The sequence below is a fragment of the Rhodopirellula sp. UH5 genome (assembly GCF_056839225.1).
In genome coordinates this window covers 3189032-3215209 of record NZ_CM166390.1, presented here as the reverse complement: position 1 = coordinate 3215209, position 26178 = coordinate 3189032, and the positions used below count along the sequence as shown (strand labels likewise).

The 26178-nt window shown below is 57.1% G+C and carries 19 protein-coding genes; 12 read left to right on the top strand and 7 right to left on the bottom strand.

Annotation, left to right across the window (positions count from 1 at the left end; translation table 11 throughout):
- The first annotated feature begins 89 nt into the window (after positions 1–89).
- The 3 genes from UH5x_RS11510 (at position 90) to UH5x_RS11500 (ending at position 6061) form a co-directional block, all read left to right on the top strand.
- Positions 90–3263, top strand: a complete 3174-nt coding sequence (locus tag UH5x_RS11510) for a DUF1553 domain-containing protein (protein WP_482635733.1) — start codon at positions 90–92, stop codon at positions 3261–3263.
- Complete coding sequence (locus UH5x_RS11505) at positions 3260–4741, top strand: DUF1501 domain-containing protein (protein ID WP_482635732.1); 1482 nt, start codon at positions 3260–3262, stop codon at positions 4739–4741. The genes UH5x_RS11510 and UH5x_RS11505 overlap by 4 nt, the downstream gene beginning before the upstream one ends.
- A 63-nt stretch (positions 4742–4804) precedes the next feature.
- The gene (locus UH5x_RS11500; RefSeq protein ID WP_482635731.1) at positions 4805–6061 is read left to right on the top strand and encodes a sialate O-acetylesterase; all 1257 of its coding nucleotides are present in this window, start codon (positions 4805–4807) and stop codon (positions 6059–6061) included.
- Positions 6062–6726: 665 nt separating this feature from the next.
- Here the strand turns inward: UH5x_RS11500 and UH5x_RS11495 are convergent.
- Positions 6727–7860 (bottom strand): FAD-dependent oxidoreductase, encoded by a 1134-nt coding sequence (locus UH5x_RS11495; RefSeq protein WP_047814965.1) that lies wholly within the window; start codon positions 7858–7860, stop codon positions 6727–6729.
- 391 nt (positions 7861–8251) lie between these two features.
- On the opposite strand from UH5x_RS11495, the gene UH5x_RS11490 reads away from it, so the two are divergent.
- The 6 genes from UH5x_RS11490 to phoU all read left to right on the top strand — a co-directional run bounded on the left by UH5x_RS11490 (position 8252) and on the right by phoU (position 15791).
- Positions 8252–10165 carry a carbon starvation CstA family protein gene (locus UH5x_RS11490; RefSeq protein ID WP_047814963.1) on the top strand — a complete coding sequence of 638 codons (1914 nt, stop codon included), beginning with the start codon at positions 8252–8254 and terminating at the stop codon, positions 10163–10165.
- A 577-nt stretch (positions 10166–10742) separates the two neighbouring features.
- On the top strand, positions 10743–11801 hold the full coding sequence (locus UH5x_RS11485) for a PstS family phosphate ABC transporter substrate-binding protein (RefSeq protein WP_047814962.1): 1059 nt from the start codon (positions 10743–10745) through the stop codon (positions 11799–11801).
- Positions 11802–11914: 113 nt separating this feature from the next.
- Positions 11915–12862: a phosphate ABC transporter permease subunit PstC gene (pstC, locus tag UH5x_RS11480; RefSeq protein WP_482635730.1), complete on the top strand. Its 948-nt coding sequence runs from the start codon at positions 11915–11917 to the stop codon at positions 12860–12862.
- A gap of 36 nt (positions 12863–12898) precedes the next feature.
- On the top strand, positions 12899–14167 hold the full coding sequence (locus tag UH5x_RS11475) for a PstA family ABC transporter permease (RefSeq protein WP_482635729.1): 1269 nt from the start codon (positions 12899–12901) through the stop codon (positions 14165–14167).
- A gap of 39 nt (positions 14168–14206) precedes the next feature.
- Positions 14207–15025: a phosphate ABC transporter ATP-binding protein gene (pstB, locus tag UH5x_RS11470; protein ID WP_482635728.1), complete on the top strand. Its 819-nt coding sequence runs from the start codon at positions 14207–14209 to the stop codon at positions 15023–15025.
- An 88-nt stretch (positions 15026–15113) separates the two neighbouring features.
- Entirely contained in the window at positions 15114–15791 is a 678-nt protein-coding gene (gene phoU / locus UH5x_RS11465; RefSeq protein ID WP_047814959.1) for a phosphate signaling complex protein PhoU, read from the top strand.
- 162 nt (positions 15792–15953) lie between these two features.
- Here the strand turns inward: phoU and UH5x_RS11460 are convergent, their stop codons facing one another.
- The 4 genes from UH5x_RS11460 to UH5x_RS11445 all read right to left on the bottom strand — a co-directional run bounded on the left by UH5x_RS11460 (position 15954) and on the right by UH5x_RS11445 (position 20104).
- Entirely contained in the window at positions 15954–16814 is an 861-nt protein-coding gene (locus UH5x_RS11460) for a polysaccharide lyase family 20 protein (protein ID WP_482635727.1), read from the bottom strand.
- Positions 16815–17089: 275 nt separating this feature from the next.
- On the bottom strand, positions 17090–18415 hold the full coding sequence (gene thiC / locus UH5x_RS11455) for a phosphomethylpyrimidine synthase ThiC (RefSeq protein ID WP_482635726.1): 1326 nt from the start codon (positions 18413–18415) through the stop codon (positions 17090–17092).
- 124 nt (positions 18416–18539) lie between these two features.
- On the bottom strand, positions 18540–19655 hold the full coding sequence (locus tag UH5x_RS11450) for a DUF4272 domain-containing protein (protein ID WP_482635725.1): 1116 nt from the start codon (positions 19653–19655) through the stop codon (positions 18540–18542).
- A gap of 5 nt (positions 19656–19660) precedes the next feature.
- Positions 19661–20104 carry a hypothetical protein gene (locus UH5x_RS11445; protein WP_047814956.1) on the bottom strand — a complete coding sequence of 148 codons (444 nt, stop codon included), beginning with the start codon at positions 20102–20104 and terminating at the stop codon, positions 19661–19663.
- Positions 20105–20400: 296 nt separating this feature from the next.
- On the opposite strand from UH5x_RS11445, the gene UH5x_RS11440 reads away from it, so the two are divergent.
- Both UH5x_RS11440 and UH5x_RS11435 read left to right on the top strand, forming a co-directional pair.
- Complete coding sequence (locus tag UH5x_RS11440; protein ID WP_482635969.1) at positions 20401–21630, top strand: UvrB/UvrC motif-containing protein; 1230 nt, start codon at positions 20401–20403, stop codon at positions 21628–21630.
- A gap of 359 nt (positions 21631–21989) precedes the next feature.
- Positions 21990–22796: a hypothetical protein gene (locus UH5x_RS11435; protein ID WP_482635724.1), complete on the top strand. Its 807-nt coding sequence runs from the start codon at positions 21990–21992 to the stop codon at positions 22794–22796.
- Between the two features lie 54 nt (positions 22797–22850).
- Here the strand turns inward: UH5x_RS11435 and UH5x_RS11430 are convergent, their stop codons facing one another.
- Entirely contained in the window at positions 22851–23411 is a 561-nt protein-coding gene (locus UH5x_RS11430) for a Uma2 family endonuclease (protein WP_482635723.1), read from the bottom strand.
- Between the two features lie 379 nt (positions 23412–23790).
- Between UH5x_RS11430 and UH5x_RS11425 the strand changes: the two genes are divergently transcribed.
- On the top strand, positions 23791–24708 hold the full coding sequence (locus tag UH5x_RS11425; protein ID WP_482635722.1) for a hypothetical protein: 918 nt from the start codon (positions 23791–23793) through the stop codon (positions 24706–24708).
- 207 nt (positions 24709–24915) lie between these two features.
- Here the strand turns inward: UH5x_RS11425 and UH5x_RS11420 are convergent, their stop codons facing one another.
- Positions 24916–26037, bottom strand: coding sequence for a Gfo/Idh/MocA family protein (locus UH5x_RS11420; protein ID WP_482635721.1), 1122 nt, complete (start codon positions 26035–26037; stop codon positions 24916–24918).
- Positions 26038–26178: the final 141 nt, after the last annotated feature.

The following is a 26178-nucleotide window of genomic DNA, read 5'->3' as shown; positions in this document are numbered from 1 at the left end:
TGGCACTGACGGACCCGCGTGGTTCGTCGTTTCGGTTTCTTACCGGAGTGCCTCTCTCCTGCCTTCCCACCACTCAACCATCGCCTGCGATGCGTGATCCATTGATTTCAATCTCCACCTGCGCACGCGATTGCGACGTTGTTCTTTCAAAGCTCATTGGTTGGACCTTGTTTGTTCCGTTGATCGGAACGGTCCTGTGGGTCCAGTCGGCATCGGCAGATGATGCCGACCAGGCAGAAGACACGATTCAGTTCAATCGCGACATTCGTCCGATCTTGTCGGAGAATTGTTTCCATTGTCACGGACCGGACGATGAGAATCGCGAAGCCGGTCTACACTTGGACACCGAAGAAGGTGCCAAGGACTGGGCCATCGTCGAAGGCGATGCCGAAGAAAGCGAAGTGTGGTTGCGGATGGTTGCCGATGACCCGGAAATGTTGATGCCGCCTCCGGATTCGGAACGCCAGGTCACGCCCGAGCAAACGGAAACCATTCGTCGCTGGATCGAACAAGGGGCTCGTTACCAGAGCCATTGGTCTTTCATCTCGCCAGCTGACGTGGACGTGCCCGAGGCTGCATCGGCGGCGGAAGAGTCTTTGGCTACCAGTGAGATCGATCGGTTCATCAATCGCTCGCTGACCCAGGCTGGCTTGAAACCCGAGGGCGAGGCGGATCGCGAAACTTGGTTGCGCCGGGTCACGTTCGATTTGATTGGTTTGCCGCCAAGTCTTTCTGAACTCGATGCGTTCCTGGCGGACCAATCTCCGCTGGCCAAGAACCGCGTCATCGATCGATTGCTCGCACGACCGGAGTACGGCGAGCGCATGGCAACCGACTGGCTCGACGTGGCACGCTACAGCGACACCTACGGCTATCAAGTCGATCGCGATCGTTTCGTTTGGCCGTGGCGAGATTGGGTGATCCAGGCTTTCAACGGGAACATGCCCTACGACGAATTTGTCACCCAGCAATTGGCGGGTGACCTGTTGCCGGGCGCGACTCAGGCTCAGACCTTGGCGACCACCTTCAACCGACTGCACCCACAGAAGGTCGAAGGCGGCAGTGTGCCGGAAGAATTTCGAATCGAATACGTTGCCGACCGAGCTCAGACGGTTGCGACGGCGATGATGGGACTGACGTATGAATGTTGCCGATGTCACAACCATAAATACGATCCGATCAGTCAGGAAAACTATTTTCAACTGAATGCGTTCTTTGACAACATCGATGAAGCAGGTCTGTATTCGTACTTCACGCCATCGGTGCCCACCCCGACGCTGCCGCTGCCAACCGAAGACGAAGCACGTCGGTTGACGCAGTTGCAAAGCGATGTTGCCGTGGCGGAGAAGAAGCTTCGTGAGACGATTCAGAAGCGACGCGAACACTGGTCGCAGCAATGGAAGGATTCAAAATCAATCCCGAGTGATTCCTTGCCCGAGCATCACCTGGCTCAGCCGATCGCATCCTTGGATTTCGAAGACGATCCCAAGTCGCCCAATCAATCGGTGGATGGGAAGGTCGGCAAAGCCTGGCAGTTGACTGGTGATGACGCGGTTGCGACGGAGGTTGGTAACTTCGATCGGTCGCAACCTTTCTCGGTCGCATTGTGGATGAAGACACCGGATGTCAAAGAACGAGCCGTCGTTTGGCATCGCTCACGAGCCTGGACCGATGCTGCCAGTCGCGGCTATGAGTTGCTGATCCTGGATGGCAAACTTCAATGGTCGCAGATTCATTTTTGGCCGGGAAACGCGATCAGTGTGATGACCACCGAAGCCATTCCTGTCGGCGAGTGGGTGCACGTCACCGCTTCGACGGAAGGTTCCAGTTCCGCATCGGGATTGACGGTTCACATCAACGGCAAAGAAGTGAAGACCACCGTGGTTCGAGATGCGTTGTCGAAACAAATCCAAGGCGGGGGCGGCGACCACATCACCCTCGGCGAACGAATGCGAGACCGTGGTTTCAAACAGGGAGCCGTTGACCAATTCCGCGTCTTTGATGTTCGTTTGAGCGACCTCGAAATTCAGCAACTCGCTCGAGACGATTACGAGTTTGATCTCGAGGCGGATTGGGAACCCGAGCAACGGATCCAACACGCTCTGTTGCGTTGGGATGCCGAGGTGGACGCGGCACGCCAGTCATTGCGAGACGTGCGGCTGGCCAAGTGCAAACTGGAGGACTCGATCGATGAAATCATGGTGATGCGGGAGACGCCTCAACCACGCCCCACTCACTTGCTGGCACGCGGTGTCTACGACAGCCCACAACAAGAAGTCCAACCGGGAACGCCTGACTTCTTGCCGCCGTTGCCGGAAGCCGACACCGCCAACCCAAACCGTTTGACGTTGGCGAAATGGTTGTGCGATCGCGAGCACCCGCTGACTTCACGTGTCGCGGTGAACCGATTGTGGCAGATCAGTTTCGGGCAAGGCTTGGTCCGCACACCCGAAGATTTCGGAAGCCAAGGCATGCCGCCAACGCATCCCGAGTTGCTGGATTGGTTGGCCTTGGATTTGGCCGACAACGGCTGGGACCTGAAACGGATGATGAAGCAAATCATGCTGTCCGATGCCTACGGTCGCAGCAGTGTCTCAACGCAAGACAATCTGGCGTTGGTCGATCCCACCAATCGTTTGCTCTCGCATTTTCCGACCTATCGATTGCCGGCTGAAATGCTGCGTGATCAAGCTCTCGCCGCGGGCGGACGTTTGGTTCACGCAATGGGCGGACCGCCGGCCAAGCCATACGAAGTGGAAGTGTCGTTCAAACCCACCGGTCGCGACCAAGGCGAGGGATTGTACCGACGCAGTTTGTACACGTATTGGAAGCGAACCAGCCCCGCGCCGGTGATGACAACTCTGGATGCTGCCAAACGAGACGTTTGCCGCGTGCAGCGGGAGCGAACCGCTTCGCCGCTGCAAGCCTTCGTGATGCTCAATGGCCCGCAAACGATCGAGGCCGCTCGTGGGCTGGCGGAGCAATTGGTACGAGACGCTCCGCAGGACGATGGTCAGAAAATGCTTCACGATGCGTTTCGAATCACAACCAGTCGGCACCCGACGGCGGAGCAACTCAGCGTGCTGGTGGAACTGTACGAAGAACAATGGAATTACTTTCAATCCCATGAGGCGGCAACAAGCGAATTTCTCGCGATTGGCGATGCCGATCCGGACGCTTCGCTGGATGCCAGCCGTGTGGCGGCCATGACCGTCGTGGTGGGAACGTTGCTGAACTTTGATTTGTGCTTGGTGAAACGATGAGCTCTTCTGAATTGAATCCGATCTCCATCCATCGGCGTGCGTTGCTGCAAAACTCCGCCTACGGGTTTGGCGGCATGGCGCTGGGGCAATTGCTCGCCAGCAGTCTGGGGGATTCCAACGCATCGGCCAGCTCGCCGGACGCACTGGGGGCGAGCACACCGGTTCCTGGTTCGATGGGGATGCTGCATCACGCCGCGAAAGCCAAGCGAGTGATCTTTTTGTTCCAGTCGGGGGCACCGTCACAATTGGATTTGTTTGATTACAAACCTTTGCTCAACGAAAAACACGGCACCGAACTGCCCGATGAAATTCGTGGTGGCCAACGTTTGACAGGGATGAGCGGCAACCAATCGAGTTTGCCGTTGGTGGGTTCCCCGTTTGAATTCAAGCAACACGGTGAATGTGGCACTTGGATGAGCGACCAATTGCCGTACACGTCAAAGATCGCGGACGACATCTGTGTGGTTCGGTCGATGTACACCGAGGCGATCAACCATGGACCCGCGGTCACATTCATGCAGACCGGCAGCATGTTCCCCGGGCGTCCCAGCATGGGCGCTTGGGTGGATTATGGGTTGGGCAGCGAGAATGAAAACTTGCCCGCGTTTGTGGTGATGACCACCAAGAATCAAAACAGCGGCCAGCCCTTGGTTTCGCGATTTTGGGGCAACGGGTTTTTGCCCAGTGAGCACCAAGGCGTTCAGTTCCGAAGCGGAGCCGATCCGGTGTTGTATCTCAGCAACCCGCAAGGCATCGACACGCAAAGCCGCCGCTCCGCCATGGACGCCCTTTCGAAATTGCACCAGATGCAATTGGCGAGCAACGCGGATCCGTTGGTGGAGGCTCGCATTGCTCAATACGAGATGGCATTTGCCATGCAGTCCTCGATTCCCGAGGCCACTGATTTCGCAGACGAATCCGAAGAGGTTTTTGAACTGTACGGCGAAGATTCCAAGAACCCAGGTTCCTTTGCCGCGAACTGTTTGATGGCTCGGCGATTGGCGCAGCGTGGTGTGCGTTTCATTCAGCTTTATCACAAAGGGTGGGACCATCACGGCGGCCTGCCCAAGGGATTGCCCAATCAGTGCAAGGCAACCGACCAAGCGTCAGCGGCGTTGGTGCAAGATCTCAAACGGTTGGGAATGCTCGAAGACACGCTGGTCATTTGGGGCGGCGAATTCGGGCGGACCAATTATTGCCAAGGCAAGCTGACGGAAACCAGTTTCGGTCGCGATCACCACCCCAGATGCTTTAGTTTGTGGATGGCCGGCGGAGGGGTGAAGCCCGGCATCGTGCACGGTGCAACCGACGATTTTGGGTACAACTTGACGGAGGCTCCCGTTCATATCCATGATTTGCATGCCACGATCATGCACTTGTTGGGCGTCGATCACGAGCGTTTGACGTTCCGATATCAAGGGCGTCAATTCCGTTTGACCGACGTGCACGGTGAAGTTGTGCATGACATTCTGGCTTGACCGGGTGAACGCCATCGGTGCGATCGCCTCGTCTACCTTTCGTATTCTGTTGAGGCTCTATCGATGTTGCGTGCCGTTTGTTTGGTTGGCTGTTTGCTAGTCGCGTTGCCAATCACCGTCCCCACACTCGGGGACGATTCGTCGAGTTCGAAGCCTCTTCCGCCACTGCAGGTTTATATCCTGGCGGGGCAGTCCAACATGGAAGGGCACGCCAAGGTCGAAACAATCGGCTACATGAGCGATGATCCACAAGCCAAGTCGTTGCTCCAACGCATGCGCAGCGAAGACGGCTCCTTCCGGGAGTGTGACCGGGTTTGGATTTCGTATCTGACCGGTCGAGGCGAAGCAAACGGGGAAGGCCTGGGCAAGCTGACCACTGGTTATGGTTCGCGACCGAATCCGAGTGAAGATGGTGGCAAGATTGGCCCCGAGTTCACGTTTGGTTTGACGCTCGAGGAAAACACCGACGCCCCGATTCTGCTGATCAAAACCGCTTGGGGCGGCAAGTCTCTGCACTACGACTTTCGTCCGCCAAGTGCTGGAGTCTATCCACGGACAGCCAACGACATCGAGCGAGATCGCAATCATGAGCAAGACTCGGGCAAGTACTACCGACTGATGATGGAACACGTGAAGTCCGTGCTGAGTGATCTCGATCGAGTGGTGCCTGCCTATCAAGAAGATCAAGGTTATGAGCTGGCAGGATTCGTTTGGTTCCAAGGTTGGAACGATGTCGTCAACCGGGACGTCTATCCTCCACTGCCTGCCAACGCCGAGCAGAATCGTTTCGCCAAGTACTCGCAGTGGATGGCGGACTTCATTCGCGACGTGCGGTCGGATTTGAGCGATGTTGACTCGAGTGCGAAGGAGTTGCCGTTTGTGATCGGGGTGTTGGGAGTCGACGGCGAAAACCCCAGTCCCGATCACCAGCAGTTCCGAGATGCGATGGCGGCTCCTGCGAAAATGGAGGCCTTTCGTGGCAACGTCGTGGCGGTTCCAACCGGGCCGTACTGGGACGAGTCACTGGGGGCCATCGCGAGCAAGTTCGCGGAAGTTCGGCAGAAGTCCTATCAATTGCGGACGAAGCAGCGAGGGCACGAGAACCAGGACGGATCCATGACCCCAGAACAGCAATCCGAATTCATGAAAGAATTTGAACGCGAGCTGATCTCAGAAGCAGAGCTCGCGTTGTGGAATCGCGGGGCGTCCAACGCCGGTTATCACTACCTGGGCTGTGGAAAGACCATGGCCCAGATCGGCGAAGCGTTCGCGTTGGCGATGCTGGAGTTGCAAGGCAGTTCCGGTGATTCATCCAACTAACGCCGCGACAATGAAAGTCCAACGCGGGATTTTTGAAACGCTGGACTGCGAAAAGTTTGGTGTTGGGGAGCGTATTCGTTTGCGCAAGTCTTCATCCCGGTAGGGATGACGGAGAGTAGCCGTCGGTAAGCGATATCGCCACCGACGGACATGCCCGCGTCGCCACTCTCCCTCCCGCCGTGGCCATCGGCCACGGCGGGAGGGAGAGTTTTTCAGGGGGGCTCGTTTACCGGGGGTGTGCTGCTACGCAGCGACCGCCGGCTACCATCTGACATCCCTACCGGGATGGAGAAAGACCGAAGCCGGAAGAAAATTTGCATCCGCGATCAGAATGCCAACCCTGAACTTTTAGCAGCCCAGGCTCACGCCGAATGGCTGATCGCTCAATCTGCGAAACGTACTCAATCAACAAGCCTGTCACGACTGTCACCGCTCGGGACGTCTTTTTTATTACCGACGTTTTTCGAAGCGTCCTTCGTCGAGCATCTGAACCGTAGTGGACGAGGCAACAAGTCCTTCCCCACGCGAGGGACTCGTTGCCTCGTCCACTACCAAATGCTGCGTTGATTCAATCGACGCCCCCCGCGGTTGTTCGATCATCCGGACACGCACAACCAGTCGCGGAGTGACGGAAGCCTTGGGGTTTCGAACCAAGGTCATGCTTCTTAGGTCAACGAAGGACGTGCTTCGCTGGTCCCGGCTGCTTCCTCATGTTCGACCAGGAAACGCTCGGCATCCAACGCTGCCATGCAGCCCGTCCCAGCGGAAGTGATCGCTTGACGGTAGTAATCATCCGCGACATCGCCCGCTGCGAAGACGCCACGGACGGATGTGTTGGTTCGGAACGCCTTGCTCCACTGGATGTAGCCTTCGCTGTTCATGTCGACAGCGCCGTCCAAGAACGTTGTGTTGGGCGTGTGACCGATGGCGACGAACATGCCGCCGACTTTCAGTTCACGGGTGGAGCCGTCCACGGTGTCTTTCAGACGCAGTGCGTTGACCAGTTTTTCGTCACCGAGAACTTCTTCGACAACGGTGTTCCAGAGGATTTCAATGTTGGGGTGATTGATCGCTCGGTCTTGCATGACCTTGCTGGCACGCATTTGGTCGCGACGCACGAGCAAGTAAATCGTGTCGGCACCTTTGAGATTGGCCAGGTAGGTGGCTTCTTCGACCGCGGAGTCACCACCGCCGACAACCGCGAGGGGTTTGCCACGGTAGACGGGCAAGGCTCCGTCACAAACGGCACAGGCACTGACACCTTTGTTCTTGTAGAGTTCTTCGCTGGGGAGACCCAGGTAATTGGCGCGAGCACCTGTGGCGATGATCACCGAGTGGGCTTGGACGGGATCGCCCGAGGCGGGATACAGCGTGTGCGGCGGTCCCGAGAAGTCGACTCGTTCGATATCGTCTCCGACCACTCGGGTTCCGAAGTTGATCGCTTGTTGCTTCATCAATTCCATCAGCTCCACGCCTTGCACGGCGTAGTGGGGTTGGCCGTCTTTTTCGTGGCCTTCAGGAACCATCGGCAGGTTCCAGTGGCGGTCCTTGTCAACGGCGGATTCAACGAACGCGCGGATGTTGCCGGCCGGGAACCCAGCGAAATTTTCGATCTCGGTGGTGTAGGCGAGTTGTCCCAGCGGAATCATTTCTGGCTTGACGGTGCCTTCGTAAAGGACGGGATCCAGGTTTGCCCGCGCCGCGTAGATGGCCGCGGACCAACCGGCCGGCCCGCTGCCGATGATGATGGTCTTTTCTGTCTTGGGTTGGGCGTTTCCGTTGCTTGAAGCAGAGCTCATGGTTCAATCTTGATGAGTGAGTGGTCGCGTATGCGAAATGGTCTCGATTGGGCCAGCGACATCGTTCGGAGCCCACGCGTTTCGCGTATTATAGGGGGCGAATCCGAATCGACGACCGGACAACGGTAGAAATTCCGCCGGGAACGGTTCGATTCGATCTCTCGGTGCTGTCGGCGTGAATCGCTTCACGTCGGCCGATTTGGCCCGTTTTCGCTTGTGACACCGAGTCCCGTTGCGAAAACAGTGCCGTCGTGCGAACCGAGGTCCCACCCATTCAATGGCGAGTGCAGGTTGCCGACCGCCTGCCGCTGGACTGCGGTTGTCATTCGAGCCCCACCATCCTTTCCCCACTTTGCCTTTCCCCTCTTTGTCAGTCAGCTGATCTCCCCGCATGAGCACTCTTGTCATTGCGATCCTTTCGATGGTCGCGTTTGTCGTTGCGTATCACACCTATGGACGCTATCTGGCGAACAAATTGTTCCGTCTCAGTGCGGATGAAACCATGCCCAGCGTGGCCCAGCGGGACGACGTTGATTTCGTGCCGACGGATCGGTCCATTGTCTTCGGCCACCATTTCACCAGCATTGCTGGAACCGGACCAATTGTTGGTCCAGCACTCGCGGTTTTTTGGGGATGGTTGCCGGCTTTGCTGTGGGTTGTGTTTGGTTCGATCTTGGTCGGAGGCGTGCATGACCTCGCCGCCTTGGTGATTTCGATCCGCAGTCGAGGTGAATCGATCGGACAGGCAGCGGGACGGTTGATTTCGCCGCGAGCCAAGGTGTTGTTCCTGATCGTGTTGGCGATGGCCCTGTCGATTGTGTTGGCGGTGTTCGGATTGGTGATCGCGAATATTTTCAAGTTGTATCCCGAGTCGGTGCTCTCCGTTTGGACGGCGATGCCAGTCGCGGCGTTCATCGGTTGGTCGGTGATCCGCCGCGGAGGCAACTTGGTGGTGCCGTGTTTGATCGGATTGGGAATCCTGTACCTGACGGTTTACCTGGGCGCGACCGCGTTGCCGCTGGATTTGGCGGAGGTGTTGCCTGCCGATTCGGTGTACATGACGCCGGTCGTCGTGTGGACGTTGTTGTTGCTGATCTACGCGTTCTTTGCGTCGGTGTTGCCGGTTTGGTTGTTGCTTCAGCCTCGCGATTTTTTGAACAGTTTGCAGTTGGGGGTGGCGTTGGTGTTGTTGGTTGCCGGGTTGGCGGTCGCGTCGCTGAACGGGCAAGCCAATCTGTCCACGGCGGCGCCCGCGATTGCCAAGCAGGTTCCTGCGGATGCACCCCCGATGCTGCCGTTTTTGTTCATCACGATTGCCTGTGGTGCCTGCAGCGGATTTCACTGCTTGGTCAGCAGCGGAACGACGAGCAAGCAGCTCAAGAATGCTCGTGACGCGCAAATGATTGGTTACGGCTCGATGCTGGGCGAAGGGATGCTGGCCGTGCTGGTGATCTTGGCTTGTTGTGCAGGAGTTGGGATGGGGCGTTTGACTCGCGATGCATCTTCGGGGTCGATCGAAATCACGCGGCAAGAGCCGGTGGCGATGGCGGAAGCTGCTGCAGGGGAAGCCGCTTTGGACGGTTCGGCCGCCTGGCGTTCCTACTATCGAACTGGACCATCGGCGGCGGAAGTTGCGGCTGGGACGGCAGTCGCCGGTGGCGGATGGAAGAGCCAGGGGCTCGACAAAAAACTCGCGGCGTTCATCGATGGAGGAGCCAACTTCATCTCCGCGATTGGGATCCCCTTGAAATACGGCGTTGCCATCATGGCGGTGATGGTGGCCTGTTTTGCGGCGACGACGTTGGACACCGCGACTCGGTTGCAGCGCTACGTGATCAGTGAACTGGCCTCGTCCGCGGGGTGGCAAATGGGAACCAATAAGTACGTGGCGACCACCATCGCGGTTGGCATCGGAATGGCGATCGCCGTTTTCGCAGGCGAGAGTCCCGGCAAGGGTGGTTTGATGTTGTGGCCGTTGTTCGGTGCGACCAATCAGTTGCTGGCGGGTTTGGCTTTGATGGTGGCCGTGTTCTATCTCGCCCGAAGAAGTCGACCGGTGGCGGTGCTGGCGATCCCAATGGGAATGATGTTGTTGTTGCCGGCTTGGGCGATGGTCTTTGACTTGGTCAACAACTGGTGGCCACAGCGTGACTACGTGCTGATTGGGTTTGGCTCGTTCGTGTTGATTTTGCAGGCCTGGATGGTGGGAGAAGCGATCTCACTTTGGCGTCGTTTGCCGGAAGTGATGCAGCAAGCCGACACCAGCGACGAGTTCGGGAGCAGCGATCCCCTGACCGCGAACTAAGCAGGTACGCAGGTGTCATCGGGTATGTGAGCCGCTGGCGTTAGCCACGGTTTTCACGCACAACCGGGGCGAACGCCCAAACGGCTCACATGGTTGTGCTTGATCACTCCTGCCGACCTGCTTAGCGAGTCTGGTTGGGTGGCTGCCGAGACATCTGGAACCGGGGACGCGTTTCAGCCGCCATCGCGATTGCGAAGGCTGTCTTCGCAGGTGCGACGTTGAGCATGTCCGTTGGGGGGGAGCTGCGCGGTCGCGGGCACTTTGCGACTTCTGACCGGCCATTTCTTCACAAGATCTTCAAACGGTTTGGTGGCGACAATCCGTCATTTTGGTGCGGTCAAGGGCGTCTAAAACCTCTGAATACATTGTTTTAGGAGGCGATCGAGGTTGCTCGGGGAGCGTTGGCGGGCTGTTTGTCAACCTAGGGAAGAGGACTACAATTCGTCCTCGCTGGAAATGAACTGCAAAGGATCAGCAGCACACGGCAGCGCAATGGACGCGACGGATTCTGTGACTTTGAAACAGATGTGCCCCCACCTCCCCACTCTATCGTCCCCATTTATCAGGCGATCCGACCATGAAATTCACTTCGTTTGCCCTCTCTTGCTGGATCGCTCTCGCGGTTGTTTCGACGGGCTGTGACAAGTCCAGTTCCACCCCGGAGACCGACGGCGACTCATCGGCGCCGGCCGCTGAATCGAACTTGGTCGGCACGATCAAAGTTGACGGCAGCAGCACGGTTCAGCCCATCAGCAACGCCATCCGGGAAGGGTTCATTCAAGAGCATCCCAATGTCGACATCATCGTTAGCGGCAACGGAACTGGAAACGGGTTCAAGAGCTTTTACGACAAAGGCACGGACATCTCGGATGCCTCTCGCCCAATCAAATCGGGTGAATTTGAAAACTGCAAAGAAAACGACGTCACCTTTGTGGAGCTTCCGGTGGCCTACGACGGTTTGACCATCGTCGTGAACCCACAGAACGATTGGGTCAAAGAATTGACGGTCGATCAGCTGAAATCCATGTTTGTCGGTGACGAAGCGGTGAAAAATTGGAGTGATGTGGATCCGAGTTGGCCCGAAGAGGCGATTCAGATTTATTCGCCGGGCACCGGGTCGGGCACCTACGACTACTTCCACGAAGTGTTGGCGAAGAAGTCGAAGGAAGAACTTCGCGGCGACATGAACTTGAACGAAGACGACAACATCTTGGTCAAAGGTGTTTCGGACAACAAATTCGCGATCGGTTTCTTCGGAGTGGCTTACTACGAAGAAAACAAAGACAAGCTGCGTGCGGTTTCCATTGTCAATCCCAAGGATGAAACCGCCTACCAGCCAACCACCGACAACATCGCGTCGAATCGTTACGCTCCGTTCAGCCGTCCGTTGTTCATCTATGTGAACACGGATTCGCTCAACCGAGCTGAGGTTCAAGTGTTCGTCGAGTACTTCTTGGCCAATACCCCCGAAGTCAGTCAAAAGGTGGGTTACGTTCGGTTGCCCGAAGCCGTGATGGCAAAAGCCCAAGCGAATTTGGACGCTGTGAAAACGGGCACCCACTTCGTCGATGAAGCTGGTGAAAGCCGCAGCGGTGCCTTGACCGATTTGTTCATCGACGAAAATCTCGTTCCCTAAACAGACTGTTTCAGTTTCTTACAGACTGATTCCTTTGTCGCTGCTCTGGCGGCAAAGGCATTTCATAGGGCCGCCTTGCGAATCAAGCACGGTGGCCGATCGGGTAGATTGCCTTGAATCGTCCAGCCGCACTTGTCAACAAGAAGTTTCGTTCGACCGGCATTGGAGTGGTGCAAGAAAAAGCCATGGTGGCTTTGCTTGCACTGTGCGCTTTGCTGACGGTTGGGATCACCGTCGGCATCATTGTGATGTTGATTGGTGAAAGCTGGCATTTCTTTCAGAGCGAGCACGTCAGTCTCCGTGGGTTTCTCACGGGGACAGAATGGACCGCTCTTCAAAGCAAAGACATTGCCAAGGCTCAGTTTGGGATTTGGCCGCTTCTGTCGGGGACCCTGCGGGTCACGATGATCGCCATGTTGATTGCCTTGCCGTGCGGTTTGATCACGGCGGTCTTTTTGTCCGAGTTCGCGTCCGACCGAGTGCGGGCCGTGCTGAAGCCGACCTTGGAAGTCATTGCGGGAATCCCCACCGTGGTCCTGGGTTACTTTGCTGTTCTGGTTGTCAGCCCTTCGTTGCAGTTTCTCTCGGCTGGCGGATTCGACACGTTCAACGCGACCAGTGCTGGCATTGCAGTTGGCATTCTTTGTTTGCCGATGGTTTGCAGTCTATCGGAAGACGCCCTGCATGCCGTTCCAAGGGCCCTTCGAGAAGCCGCTTATGGGCTGGGATGCACGCCGTTTGAGACGTCCATCAAAGTGGTCGTGCCCGCGGCACTGTCCGGGATCATCTCCGCTTTCTTGCTGGCTTTCAGTCGAGCGATTGGCGAGACGATGGTGGTGGCTTTGGCAGCGGGGACGCGAGCCACGTTCACGGCGGATCCTCGTGAGCAATCGCAAACGATGACAGGGTTCATCGTTGAAATGATCAAGAGTGAGAACGAGTACGGGACCGTTCAGTACTTCAGCTTGTACGCGGTCGCAATCACGTTGTTTACGATCACATTTGGGATGACTTTGGTCGGGCAACTGATCCGTCGCCGTTACCAAGAAGTTTATTCCTAAGTCATCCCGCGTTCTTCTCTCATGCGTGACAATTCCATGGCGACTGCTTCTACCGCACCAGTCGATGACCACAGCCCTCCCCCAGGTTCTGGGTTCACGGAGGGTGAGTTCTCGGTGTCGACGGACAATTCGAGTCGACGCAAACTCTACAGCCGTTTGTTCTATCTGCTTTGCGTTTTTATCTCCGGCTTGAGCGTGGTCGTGCTGGGGGTCTTGCTGGTTTCCATCGGATGGCAAGGCCATTCCCGGTTGACCGCTGATTTGCTGCAGAACTCGCACAGTGAGCTCAATCCTGAATCCGCCGGCATGTGGCCGTCGATTGTGGGGTCGATTTTCATTTGTGGCATCTGTGCCGCCTCGGCGCTCCCGCTTGGCATCGGCACCGCAATCTTCTTGGAAGAATTCAAACCGGTTAGCAAGTCGCTGAAGATGCTGCATGGTTTCATTCAGTTGAATATCTCCAATCTGGCCGGCGTGCCATCGATCGTTTACGGGTTGCTGGGCCTGAGTTTGTTTGTGTTCATGTTCAATGTCTTTGGCCGGATTCAAGTGAACGAATCCAGCGGAACGGAATTGTTCGGCGTCGATCACTACTATCAAGTCCTTTCTTTGGCGGGTGGTGGCCACACGGTTCTGATTCCACAAGCCGATGAAGCCAAGACAACCATCACGATTGATGCCCCGATGCAGGCCGTCGATCGTCAGGGGCAAGCGTTTGAATTGGCGGTTTGGGATCCTGCCACGGGGCAACCCAAACCAAGCGACCCGGAGGTTCGGGCGCGAACCGTTCGGAAGGGCCAAGGCGGAGGTTCTTACTCCGAAACGAAGTGGTATTACATGCGTCTTCCGTTTGGGAAAAGCTTCTTGGCAGCTGGGCTGACCCTGTCATTGGTCATTCTTCCCATTGTGATCATCGCCTCTCAAGAAGCGCTTCGTGGGGTCCCCTCCAGCTTGCGGGAAGCCTCGTTTGGACTGGGGGCCACCAAGTGGCAAACCGTCCGAAATGTTTCGCTCCCGGCAGCCGTGCCAGGTATCATGACGGGGGCTATTTTGGCGATGGGCCGAGCGATTGGGGAGGCGGCACCAATCTTGGTGGTTTTGGGGGCGGCGGTGGCAAAGAACTCCGGGCCTCAGAATTTGATGGATAATGTGGTTACGATGCCGGTGCTGATTTTTAATTGGGCCGGTCGTCAGCAAGCAGCCTATCAAGAACTCGCTGCGGCGGCGATTATTGTGTTGCTTGCCGTGTTGTTGCTGATGAACTCAGTGGCGATTTATCTTCGACAAAAAATGCGGGTGGGATAACACGGTCCAATGAAAGCTCTAAACGCGAATACTTCCACGATGTCAGAAGTCTCTCGATCGGCGAATCTCCATTCGGACTCACCCGCGAAAGCGGAGGTGACGCCCGATACATGCATTCGAATTGCAGATTTCAGCGCGTGGTACGGGTCCTTCCAGGCGATTCACAATCTCTCGCTTGAGGTGCCTCGCAACCAAGTGACTGCCTTCATTGGCCCTAGCGGTTGTGGCAAGAGCACCTTGCTCCGATGGATCAACCGGATGAACGACATCGTGCCTTCGGCCAACAGCCGCGGGACGTTGATGATCGATGACTTGGATGTTCTGGCGCAGTCGACTGACGTGGTGAACCTTCGTCGTCGCATTGGAATGGTGTTTCAAAAACCCAATCCATTCCCCAAGACCATCTTTGAGAATGTTGCCTTCGGGCCTCGGTTGCACCTCTACCTGAGTCGCAGCGAACTGCAAGAACTGGTGGAGTGGTCGCTGCGAAAAGCCGCGGTTTGGGACGAGGTGAAGGATCGACTTCACGCACCCGCGCTGGGGTTGTCCGGTGGGCAGCAGCAACGATTGTGCATTGCTCGCGCAATCGCTGTTGGTCCGGAAGTCTTGTTGATGGATGAGCCCTGCAGTGCTTTGGATCCGGCCAGTACGTTGGCCATCGAGGACTTGATCTACGAGTTGCGTGAGCAGTACACCATCGTCATGGTCACGCACAACATGCAGCAAGCGAGTCGTTGTAGTGATCGAACGGCTTTCTTTTTCGAAGGAAAGTTGGTTGAATCAGGAGCCACTCAAGACGTCTTCACCAAGCCCCAGGAAAAGCGAACGGACGATTACGTTCGCGGCCGTTTCGGTTGATCCCGGCTGTTCCTGGCCCTGCCCCACCCCCACCCATTCTCTGCTTTCGGCCAACCCTGTTGTCTGGAAGACCCATTCGGAATCACCTATGAGCAAGCACCTCAATCGAGCCGTTCAGGCTCTTCGCACTGATTTGGTGGAGCAGTTCGGTGTGGTCGAGCAAATGATCGAGATGTCTGTTCGGGCGCTCGTGGAACGGCGTCCCGACATGGCGGTCCGAGTGATCGAAACGGACGTCAAGGTGGACGCCAACGACGTCCGGATTGAAGAGGAGTGCTTGAAGTTGCTGGCGCTTTACCAGCCCGTTGCGATTGATCTTCGCTGGATGGTTTCGGCGATCAAACTGAATGCCGATTTGGAACGGATGGCTGACTTGGCATGCAACATCGCCGAACGCAGCAGGTCCTTGGATTTGTTTCCTTTGTTTAGCGTTCCTGACGATATCAATCAGATGGTGAACATCACGTTGGAGATGGTTCGCTCGGCACTGGATTCGTTCATTGAGCAGGATGCAGAATTGGCTCACCAGGTGATCGCCCGGGACGACGAAGTGGATCGCCTGAACGTGGAGTTGATCGAAGAGTTGCAGGCGATGATGAAGACCGACACGGACTGGGTGGAGCCAGCGGTTCACTGCTTCAGCGCCACTCGCCATCTGGAGCGAATCGCGGACATGGCGACCAATGTCGCCGAAGAGACCATCTACATGGTCAGCGGTGACATCGTCCGGCACCAACACCACATCGGAGAAGGCAAAGCCCACTGAGTGGGAGTGGGGCGATTGCAGGTGCGAGTTTCGGCACCGTTGCGAAACCAACTTCGGTCGTTCCGTTCGCAGCGGATGACCGCGAAGCATCGCGTGAAGAACAACGCCTCCGACACAAAAAAGGCTACGGGCAATCAACCGTTCGTCGCCTCGTTCATTGCGTCATTTCTTTCTCGCGTGAGGCCTGTCTGCGTCAGTCTCCGGTGATGCACTGAGCGGTTTGCTCTCTCCGCGAAAGCCAGTCTCGTTCTCACGCGGTTCCTTGGTGAGATGGGTGGCAGTGATTTGATCGAGGTGGATCCAGTTTTCACTTTGGATCGCCGGGTGGCGGTACATGCCAATCTTGAGGTAGTGCTGGTAGGCATTGTTCATGTTGGGGCCCGTCATCACTCGGTCGCTGTCTGTGACTTCTCGCAAGGAGATCTTGGCGCGACCCTGTTCGGTCAGCGACCAGTGGATGTCCGCGTGGACGGTGTACCAGTTGCCACGCTGGATCGGGATCGGAGCGGGATGGGCCTGTTCGTGACCGCCGTGCGTGATTCCATAGCTGATCCCAAGCAGCAGGTTCTGATCCACTTCTGCGATCGAAAGTGAGATTGGGGGACTGTAGGAAGGGTGCGTGTCCCATGTTTCGTTCTTGGTGGAGTCAGGTTGGTCATGCCATTGTCCGATGACCCACCAGCGGTTCTGCGGGGCATCCGAGACGAAGTCTTCTGGCAGTTGAAACCGCCAGGAATAGCGGACGACTTCTTCAGGCTGGAAGGGATAGTCCAGGCTGATCTCCGCTCGGATTCCACCGTGGGATTTGGTCTGGCCTGGAAAGATTCTTAGCCCCAGAGAAGTGCCCTCAGGCGTTTCAAGCTTGGCAATGCAGTCACGGCTAGGGATGTCCAGGTGTGACTGCTCGAGCAGTTCAGCGGGGAGGACTGCTCGGAGGTACAACAATTCTTCGTCGCGGTCGCCTTTTTTTTGGCATCCGGCCGCGATCAAGAGCAGCAGCAACGCGAAGGGAATTCGGGTCATGGTCTGCCCGGCTCTCTTGGGATGAAGAATCAAGTTCAAGCGGCATTCACATGCTGCGGCATCAAGCGAGTCGGTAGCACAGCCTCGATCAGGATAGCATTCATTGGTTGGCTCCGAACGGTTGGTTGTATCTCGGGTGTGGCCGGCTGGTTGGTGAGGCTGGTGTCAGGCCGATTCTGCGGTCGCGGTGCGAGCACGAAAAAACCTCCGAACTGCGAGGCAGTTGGGAGGCTTTGAATCGTATCGTCAGCAGGACCAATGGCTCGTTTGGTCGATCAGGTTGTTGGGAGTCCAACGAGTTTCTTTTCCTTGGCCATTTGACGGATGTCCTGGGTGATCTTCATGGAGCAGTACTTTGGTCCGCACATGCTGCAGAAGTGAGCGCTCTTGAAGGTGTCTTGAGGAAGCGTTTCGTCGTGGTATCGCTGGGCTGTTTCCGGGTCGAGCGACAAGCGGAATTGCTCTTTCCAGTCGAAATCAAAGCGGGCTTTGGAAAGCGCGTCGTCGCGATCTTCGGCGCCTTTGCGTTTGCGGGCGACATCGGCGGTGTGGGCGGCGATCTTGTAAGCGATCACGCCTTGTTTGACGTCTTCTTCGTTGGGCAGGCCCAGGTGTTCCTTCGGTGTGACGTAGCAGAGCATGGCAGCACCGTGCATGCCGGCGTTGGCCGCACCGATGCAGCTGGTGATGTGGTCGTAGCCAGGGGCGATGTCAGTGACCAGGGGACCGAGCACGTAAAACGGAGCGCCGTGGCAGACTTCGATTTGCCGCTCGATGTTCATTTGGATTTGGTCCAAAGGAATGTGGCCGGGGCCTTCGACCATGACCTGCGTGCCTTTTTCCCAGCCGCGTTTGGTGCATTCGCCGAGGACGTCCAGTTCGGCGAACTGAGCGTCGTCGGATGCGTCTGCGATCGAACCAGGACGCAGTCCATCACCGAGCGACCAGGTCACGTCGTACTCACGCATGATGTCGCAAAGGTCGTCAAAGGCTTCCAGCAATGGGTTTTGCTTGTTGTGGGCCATCATCCACTTGGCGATCAGGGATCCACCGCGGCTGACGATTCCGGTCACGCGGTTGACGGTCAGGTGCAGGTGTTCCAGTTTGACACCGCAGTGAATCGTCATGTAGTCAACGCCCTGCTTGGCTTGGTGCTCGACCATGTCCAAGAAGTGCTGGGCGTTCATGTCTTCGATGTTGCCGCCGAGCTCTTCCAACATTTGGTAGATCGGCACGGTCCCGATGGGCACGGGGCTCTTGTCGATGATTTGACGACGGATGTTGTCGATGTCTTTGCCGGTCGACAGGTCCATCACCGTGTCGGCACCGAAGTGGACGGCGGTGTGGAGCTTTTCCAGTTCCTCACCAACGTTGCTCGTCACGGCGCTGTTGCCAATGTTGGCGTTGATCTTGCACTTGGCGGCGATCCCAATGGCCATGGGTTCCAAGGCACCAGCGGCGTGAACTTTGTTGGCTGGGATCACCATGCGTCCCACGGCGACTTCATCGCGAATCAGCTCGACTGGCAAGTTTTCGCGTTTGGCGACGGATTCCATTTCGGAAGTGATTTCGCCCGCGCGGGCAGACAGCAGCTGGGTCATGCGATTAGAACTCAGGAATTCGGAGTGCGAATGGGTTGGTCAAAGTTATACGTCAGCACTGGTGCATCGAGTAGGCCGTAAAAAGGCGACTCCGGCAGGTTGGGCCAGCGATGGGTGCGTCGGATCAACCGACGATGCCGCTTTCGATTTCGCGGCCAATTTGATCCCAGGACATGTCAGCAGCCTCCTCGGGAACGCCGCCGGACAGTTGCAGCAGCCACGTCAGTGCGTGCACGCGTTCCGCCACAACGCCAGGGTCCAATCCGCCGGGGATCTCTCGTCCCGCCGCACCCTCCACCGCCAATTTCCACCACAAGCAAACATGCAAGTCAGCGGCTTGAAGCAGTTCCTCGATGGGCCGCAAGATCGCGTGCCCGATCAGGTCTTCGTGCGGCAGTGAGAGGATCAATCGCAGCACGCTGGCGAGGTCGCAGCGCTCATCGGCCCAGTCCAGGTCCGGTTGCATCTGCAACGCCCACTGCAGCGTGTGCAGTGATTCGTAACGCCAGGCGGCCGTGTCGACCATCTCAGCGGGAGGTGAAACCAGGTCGAAGAAATCTTTTTCAGCAGGCGTCAGCGCATCCGCCGCCAGCGGGGATCGCTCCCGGACTCGGTCGAGATCGAGCGTCTGGCCATTGGCCATTGCTTCGGCGCGAGCCGCGACGGCGAACAGTCCGAGCATTCGCTTGGCGGCGATCGCGGGTGCAAACGTTTCGGTCTCGCTGCTGCTGGGCAGCGGGGCGGTGCCATCCACTGGATCCAGGTTTCGATTGCGGAGAACCGTGGCAGACTCAATGCGTCGCTGCCGCGATTCCGGAAGGAAGGGGATCTGAGCCTTCGCGTCAAAGGAACCTGGGCCGTGCAGTTGTCGCCCCGCGGGGTCGCTGAGCAACGCTGGCTGGCTATCCGAAGCGGAGGTCCACCACAGAGCGTTCACGCTCCATGCCCAGTCTTGCCATTCGGGTGAAAGGATCTCAGCCAACGAATGGTCAGGCGATTCGAATCGGTAGATATGCCGGGCACGTTGAAGGTGCCGCTGCAGAGGCGCGGCCAACGGGTGGGGAGATTGATTCGGTGAATCAATCTGTTCCCAGCATTCTTCCAGCAGGTCTTCGGCTGCGTCGGGGGCCAGTTCAGTGACCCCGAGATTCGACTCTTTTTCGATGGGGTTCGCGGGAACGCGAACCGTCGAAATGGCAAAGTGAACCGAAGAAGAGGGTGGCTCGGACAGGTTGCCCATCGGGCTCAGCCGAGGCCCCACTTTTCTTGGAACCAAGCCACGCGGTCAGCCCGGCGAGGGCTGTAGTTCGCAGTTGGTTTGAACTTCTCGCGTTTCAGGAAACTGATCATCGCAGCGGCCGGCACATAAGCGTGCTGGGTGATTGCGTCGGTCGTTTCGCTGTCAGCTTTCCAGTTGTAGAGGATCGCTTTGTCGCGTTCGAACCATTCATCCAGGTAAGAAGCGTCGGTTGAGCTGCAGACAACGTGTTCGTAGTCTTTCTTGCACAAGAATCCGAGCATTCGTCCCGCCATGTCGCGGGTCCGCGCGGTGTCGCCGTCACAAGTGGCTGAGGCAACGTTCCAAACCGACGCAAAGCCATGCTCGTCGGTATCGTCTTTGTTGTAGCGCAGAACGATTTCGACGGGAATTTCTTCTGGGGGCGTGTCTTCGGTTTGCTCGGTAGCCATAAAGCGTCAGGGCGCAGCTTGTGAGGGGTGAAAGGGAAGTCCGATATTGAACACGAAAACGCCTAGAAAGAGAAGTCCCCGCGGCGGGCTTGCGCCAATTTCCGCTTGGTCAACGACCGCAAAGATGGAATACTCTGCATTGCCACGGCGATTCGGCCGTGAGCGAAAATCCCACGGATGGTGGCGAAAGAGATACGGTGGCAAAACGTAAAGGACGCAAAAAACGCGAGACCAGCGGAAATGACTTGCTCGCCGGGGCGTTGGTGAGCGACGCTCCCGCCGCAAATGATCCCAAGATCCGTCCGAAAAAGAAGCGGGCCGCAACACCGCCTCAGTCTTTGTCCACCCGGCTCGTCGATGGTTTCGGCAGCGACCCTTTGGATCCCTATGGCGATCGACCGTGTGATATGGTCGGTGCGGAGGACTCCGCGACGCTACAAACCAAGGTCAAGCGTCAGTGTCCCCCCGTTCCTGGGGTCTACGGCATGTTTGACCGGCACGGTGAGTTGATCTATGTCGGCAAGAGTCGATCGCTTCGGCATCGTTTGATGAGCTACTTTGGAGAAGCAGCGTCCAAGGAAAAGGGCGGCCGCATCATCGAGAATTCGCGCGCGATTCAGTGGGAAACCCAGCCGAGTGACTTCGCCGCCCAACTTCGAGAACTCGATTTGATTCGTCGTTGGGCACCTCGATTCAATGTTCAAGGCGTGCCGCAGAGGCAGCGGGCTGTTTACCTGTGCTTGGGGCGGAAGCCAGCGGAGACGTTCTTCCTCGCCAGCACCCCGCCCACTTCGGATTGTGTTGCCGTCGAAGGGCCGTTTTTCGGACTGGCGCGCATGCGAGATGTGATCGACGCGCTCAACAAAACGTTTCAACTTCGCGACTGCAGTCAACAAACGGTCTTTCAGTTTCAAGACCAGCTTTCCTTGTTTGACCGGCAGCCACGCCCTGGTTGTTTGCGTCTGGAAATCGGCACGTGCCTGGGGCCCTGCGCGGCCGCTTGCACTCGCAAAGATTACTTGAAACGCGTCGTGGCAGCGGAGAGCTTTCTGGACGGGTTCAACGACGAGCCCTTGATCGCCATCCAAGAGTTGATGGAGTCTGCGTCGGCCAATCAGCAATACGAGTTGGCTTCGCGAGCGCGTGACACGATGAAGTCACTGGCATACGCAACTCGCAAACTGTCTTACTTGTCGCACGCTCGTCGCGATTATTCGTTTGTTTACGCGGCGACGGGGTACGACGCTTGTTCGATTTGGTACTTGATTCGATCAGGTGAAATCATTGACGTGGTGGCGGCGCCCAAAGACCGTGACCAATACCAGCAACTCCGCCCGACGATGCAGAAGTGGGCGTTGGTGTTGAAGCGACGGCATGAACGCATCCGTGCTGATCACCCGCACAGCGTCGCGGTGGTTTCCAAGTGGTTCCGCAAGCATCGCGGCGAACTGAAGCAAACGTTTCAGCCGGAAGCGGCCGGCAGACGCTATCACCATCTTGCGCATCATCGTGCGGAGGCACTCTGAGCTGGGGTGCGGCGTTCCTTGATTTGCTCCGGTGGTAAGTAACGCGTGAACAACAAGTGACGATGTTAGCGGTGTGGCGCAAGCCGCCCGGTGAGGAACCGGAGGGCTCGCGCCCTTCCGCTACGTCACTTGTTGTTCACATTGTCCTAAGCAGGTCCGGTTGTCTGATTGGCAGCCCAGTTTCTCACTTGTTCAAATGGAAGCAGGTGTCTACGCTCCGCCTTGCCTCGCTTTCCTACACCCCCAGACTTGCCCCGTGGACGGACATGATGACGCGAACAGGATGTTCCCTTTCTTTGCTTGGTCTTTCTCTTGCACTCCTTCTTTTCGGGATGGAGTCGCGTTCGGAAGCAGCGTTGGTGATTCACTCGCATCAAATTCAGCAGCAAGCCTTCATCACGACGGTGCACGCTCGCGATGAGACGTATGGCCAGCAGTTCAGTGGAAGCAATACGAATGGGCCGGCGTTCATGAATACGACCATCACCGAGACGGACTACGGCCTAGATCCTGTCACCGAGCACAGTCGAGCGACGGTCAAGCAGGAATACACTTCTTATTCCTTCGATGAGAACAGCCATCTGCGATTTGACTTTACCGGTTCGACGAGCGGTGAAGTGGCAATTGCTGGCACACTGGATGACGAGGCCACTATCTTCGATACAACTCAAGTGTCCTTTTACATCAATGAAACGGCTTATCTTACGCTCTCCGCGAGCGTGACAGCGGAGGGCGCTCTCGAGCCAGTCAGTGGGCACGGAGACGATCTTTCCGATGGAACTCGCATCCGCAATTCCACCATCCAACTTGATGGACATCTCGACGCGACAAGCACTGGCGGCACGAGTACACCACCAACGGACATCGAGATTTTCAAGATCTTCGACGGCGATGCTCTCTTCAGCATTGCCGCACTGGAACTCGCTCCTGGATCGTACAACTTGGTCACGAAGTCCCGCTACAGTGTGGTGGGAGACCCCGGGGAAACGGTCCAAGCGTCGACGGGTTATAGAGTGAACTTTTCCTTGTCCAATACTCCTGTCACCGCCGTTCCCGAACCGGGAAGTGCGTTGGCCCTGTTCGCCTTGCTGGGAGGACTTGCACCGCTTCGTTTCTTGGGTGGTCGTGGAGCCGTGGGACGCCTCTTGAAATTCGGGAGCGTCTGAGTGGTATCGAGTGATGCCAACACGCGGAGGCTTGGTGTTGGCTGGTTCGATCCCTCACTCACCTTCAAATAGATCTTGCAGGTCCAGGGTCGCGGTGGGTTGGATCGATGGAGAGGCTGAATCGCCAATCTGAAAGATTTCGCGATGGTTGTATGCCTTGCCGGTTGGCTCACGCATCACGTGCAGTCGCTGGTGTGGTACATCGACGACCCAGTACTCGGAGAGTCCTGCCTCGGCGTATAGGTCTGCTTTTTCGCCCAAGTCATACTGCAAGCTGGAATCGGCCACCTCAATCGCGAGAACAACATCGCTCACTCCAGGATGTCGGTCGCGGTAACGCTTGCGATGGATCCAGAACACGTCCGGTTCGGGACGACTGCCCACTTCAGGCATGTTCACGCCAGATTGACCGGTGATAAAGAAGCGTTTTAGATCAGCGTTTTCCGCTGACCAGGTCATCACATAGGCAATCAAATCCCCGTGAACCGGTCCTGCTGGATTCATCTGGCGCAACTCCCCACGAATCAATTCGATGTGTCGGTCCATGCCGACGAATGCTCCCGCAGCAATCATCCGGTCGTATTCTTCGAGTGACAATTGCAGTGCCGTACTCATCTTGCTTGTTCTCCTTTGACACATCCGACAAAACCCTGCCTGCTATTGTAACGTCGAGGATGAAGCCAAGGCGGGAGTGATGCCGGACGGACGTATGCGAGCTTTCCAAGGAGGGGTAACTCGCCTCACTTCTCATGCCCGGCCCTCACCCTCGCGTACGCCTGAACGGCGTCGGTCGCTCTCCCCAAACTGCGTTTCGGGAGAGGTACACCATTTGGAAATCCGCCGAAATGCAGTGTCAAAAAAGCTGCATGGTCTCTGCCATGGGCAGGGTTTTGCAGAACATTGCCGGATTGGCACTTTGGCGGGCGGATTCGAGTTCGCCGCTAATCCGCTAAGCTATTGGAAACGAACACACGCTTCTCTTTGAAGATCTTTGATGCTGCCGCACTCCGAATATGTCGAACAGGCGTACTTGTTTGATTTGCTACGACAACGCATCGCCGAGCAAACTCCGATGCAGGAGTTGCTTGAGCAATTGCGGCACGAACTGTTGGCGACAACTCGGTTGCCGATGGCGATCGAGTTCATGCTGACCGAACTGCGGCACACGGGTTTGATGGGCCCGGCGATGGAGCGACTGTCGCACTATTTCTCGCCCTTTCAAACCTATCTGATCAACGAATCCGAAGAGGAGGCCGGGCGCTTCACCATTCACTTGGCTCTGCAGATTTTGCAGGCGGATGCGAAGTTGCGGTCTCAGTTCAGTGAGCAGTTGGAAGCGGTGGAGTCGGACGCGTTGCCGGCTGCACGGGCCAATCCGCACCATCGCGGGCCGGCCACTCCGGAAGCGATGTTGCAGCACAATCGTTGCGGCTTCTTTTTCTTTCAGTTCGAAACGCTTTCGCGAAACCGGTTGGGCTATGACGCCGGCTTGTTGGCGATGAGCCAGGATCCGGTCTACGACTCGTCATGGTCGCAGTGGTTGCTGAATCTGCGAGCCCAGGTGGGCCTGGTTGACTTGGCGGATTTGCTATTTCTGGGCAGCGAAGAGTATCGGCGCCGGTTGATCGAAGCTGATCAAGACGTCAGTCAGAAGGGGCCGTTTCTGTTTGGCGAGAAAGAAGGCCGCATCGCTTTGGCGAACCGTCGCAAAGATCCGGTGTACTTGTTTGGTGCGATGCAGCGGCACCTGGGTTACCCACCGGTGCCTCGCCCCGTTCGCGTGACCGAAGATCGTGACACGATCCCGCTGTTGCTCCGGCGTATCGAACGAATGGAGTCACGTTTGAAGTTGATGGAACAGGAGCAGAAGCAAGAACTGGATATCAGCAAGTTTTATGAGAAGCCCAGCTGAAACGGACGACGGGGCGTTCAATCGGTGCCAACGCTGGACTGCTGAAAATTCGGTAAGGATAGCATCGTTCAAACCACCGGCTCCTGTCTGCCATCCCTTCGGGGTAAAACTTGCGCAACCGAAGTCCTCTGGAGCTCCAGGCGGTTCGCAGTCCAGGCCAACGCCCAAACGGCTCAGTGGTTCTTCCCCATCATTCCTGTTCACCTGCTAGAGCGAGACCCAATTGCTTTCGTCGGCGTCGCTGCGACGCAGTGCGTCAAGCACTTGTTGGGTCTTGATCGCGATGTCCGCCGAGCGAGTCTCGACGCGGCCGTGCAGGACTTCGTCCGCGAAGTGCCGGAACATGCGTGTTTCTTGGGAGTCCGCTTCGCCGCTGGCGTGTTCGGTGACGCCCTGTTGGCGAGTGTGTTTGCCGAAGTTCCAGCGGCAGTTGTCGATGAACAGTTCGTGCTGGTGCGTTTCCCAGCTGGATTCGGAGCCGTTGAATGGCAGCACGAAATCGTTCAGTGTCACATAGCCGCGGTTGCCGGAGAGGGTGGCGGTTTGCTGGTTGACGGAAAAGAACGAGCAGAAGAAGCCCGCGGTCAGTCCGTCATCAAATCGCATCTCGCCTTGAAATTCACCGGGCACGCGGCCTTCATCCAAGCGGACGGTCGATTGGCCGCTGACGGCGACTGGCAGTCGGTCCCCGGCGGCCCAAAGTGTGAATCGGATGCAGTACCAACCCAGGTCGCCGAGTGCACCGTGTGGTTCGAGTTCTGCATTGGCGCGAATGTTGGCTTCTTCGAACGAGTCATCACCGCAAAATGAGAAGTGCGTTTGGATTCGTTTCAGGTCGCCAAACGCGACCGGGTCGGTCAGCGTGTGTTTGAGTTCAGGCAGTCGGCTGGAGTGATCGAACATCACGCCGTCCATCAGGTTCACACCAGCTTCGCGGCAGGCATCGGCCATTTCGTTGGCGTCGTCGCTGTGAACGGCGAATGGTTTTTCAGCGATCACATGTTTGCCTGCTGCGGCCGCGGCGAGCACCCATTTTTTGCGATGCGTCGTTGGCACAGCGATGTAAACCGCGTCAATGTCGTCGCGGTCCAGCATCGCTTGGTAATCGCCCATGGCCTCGGGGCGAGTCAGTTCCGCGGAGCCATCGGCTGCAGTGGTCACGGGGGGGCATTCCAGCGAGCAATCGTGGATGAAGGACTCGGCCCGCTGCACATCCCGGCTGGCGACGGCGGCAACGACGCCGTTCCCACTCATCCGAATGGCTTTCCAGTTTTTACGAGCGATGTTTGCGGCGCCTAAGATTCCCCAGCGGCAGGTTGTCTTGGTCATGATGAGTTGCGTGTCTTAAGAAGGCGGCGAGAGGTCTGGGAGAGCTGAAAAAATTGGAGGTCAACGTCGCGAAAGTCGTCAAGACCTTCTTGCGTCATGGAGCGGGTCGAAACACGTGCCGGTGACGGTGATCGAAAACAC

Coding starts and splice junctions, on each gene's coding strand:
- UH5x_RS11425 (WP_482635722.1), top strand. CDS start 23,791: ATGCTGCCGCACTCCGAATATGTCGAACAGGCGTACTTGTTTGATTTG.
- UH5x_RS11475 (WP_482635729.1), top strand. CDS start 12,899: ATGGCGACTGCTTCTACCGCACCAGTCGATGACCACAGCCCTCCCCCA.
- UH5x_RS11505 (WP_482635732.1), top strand. CDS start 3,260: ATGAGCTCTTCTGAATTGAATCCGATCTCCATCCATCGGCGTGCGTTG.
- UH5x_RS11460 (WP_482635727.1), bottom strand. CDS start 16,814: ATGACCCGAATTCCCTTCGCGTTGCTGCTGCTCTTGATCGCGGCCGGA.
- UH5x_RS11445 (WP_047814956.1), bottom strand. CDS start 20,104: ATGGCTACCGAGCAAACCGAAGACACGCCCCCAGAAGAAATTCCCGTC.
- UH5x_RS11450 (WP_482635725.1), bottom strand. CDS start 19,655: ATGGGCAACCTGTCCGAGCCACCCTCTTCTTCGGTTCACTTTGCCATT.
- UH5x_RS11510 (WP_482635733.1), top strand. CDS start 90: ATGCGTGATCCATTGATTTCAATCTCCACCTGCGCACGCGATTGCGAC.
- UH5x_RS11500 (WP_482635731.1), top strand. CDS start 4,805: ATGTTGCGTGCCGTTTGTTTGGTTGGCTGTTTGCTAGTCGCGTTGCCA.
- UH5x_RS11485 (WP_047814962.1), top strand. CDS start 10,743: ATGAAATTCACTTCGTTTGCCCTCTCTTGCTGGATCGCTCTCGCGGTT.
- pstB (WP_482635728.1), top strand. CDS start 14,207: ATGTCAGAAGTCTCTCGATCGGCGAATCTCCATTCGGACTCACCCGCG.
- UH5x_RS11420 (WP_482635721.1), bottom strand. CDS start 26,037: ATGACCAAGACAACCTGCCGCTGGGGAATCTTAGGCGCCGCAAACATC.
- phoU (WP_047814959.1), top strand. CDS start 15,114: ATGAGCAAGCACCTCAATCGAGCCGTTCAGGCTCTTCGCACTGATTTG.
- UH5x_RS11495 (WP_047814965.1), bottom strand. CDS start 7,860: ATGAGCTCTGCTTCAAGCAACGGAAACGCCCAACCCAAGACAGAAAAG.
- thiC (WP_482635726.1), bottom strand. CDS start 18,415: ATGACCCAGCTGCTGTCTGCCCGCGCGGGCGAAATCACTTCCGAAATG.
- UH5x_RS11430 (WP_482635723.1), bottom strand. CDS start 23,411: ATGAGTACGGCACTGCAATTGTCACTCGAAGAATACGACCGGATGATT.
- UH5x_RS11490 (WP_047814963.1), top strand. CDS start 8,252: ATGAGCACTCTTGTCATTGCGATCCTTTCGATGGTCGCGTTTGTCGTT.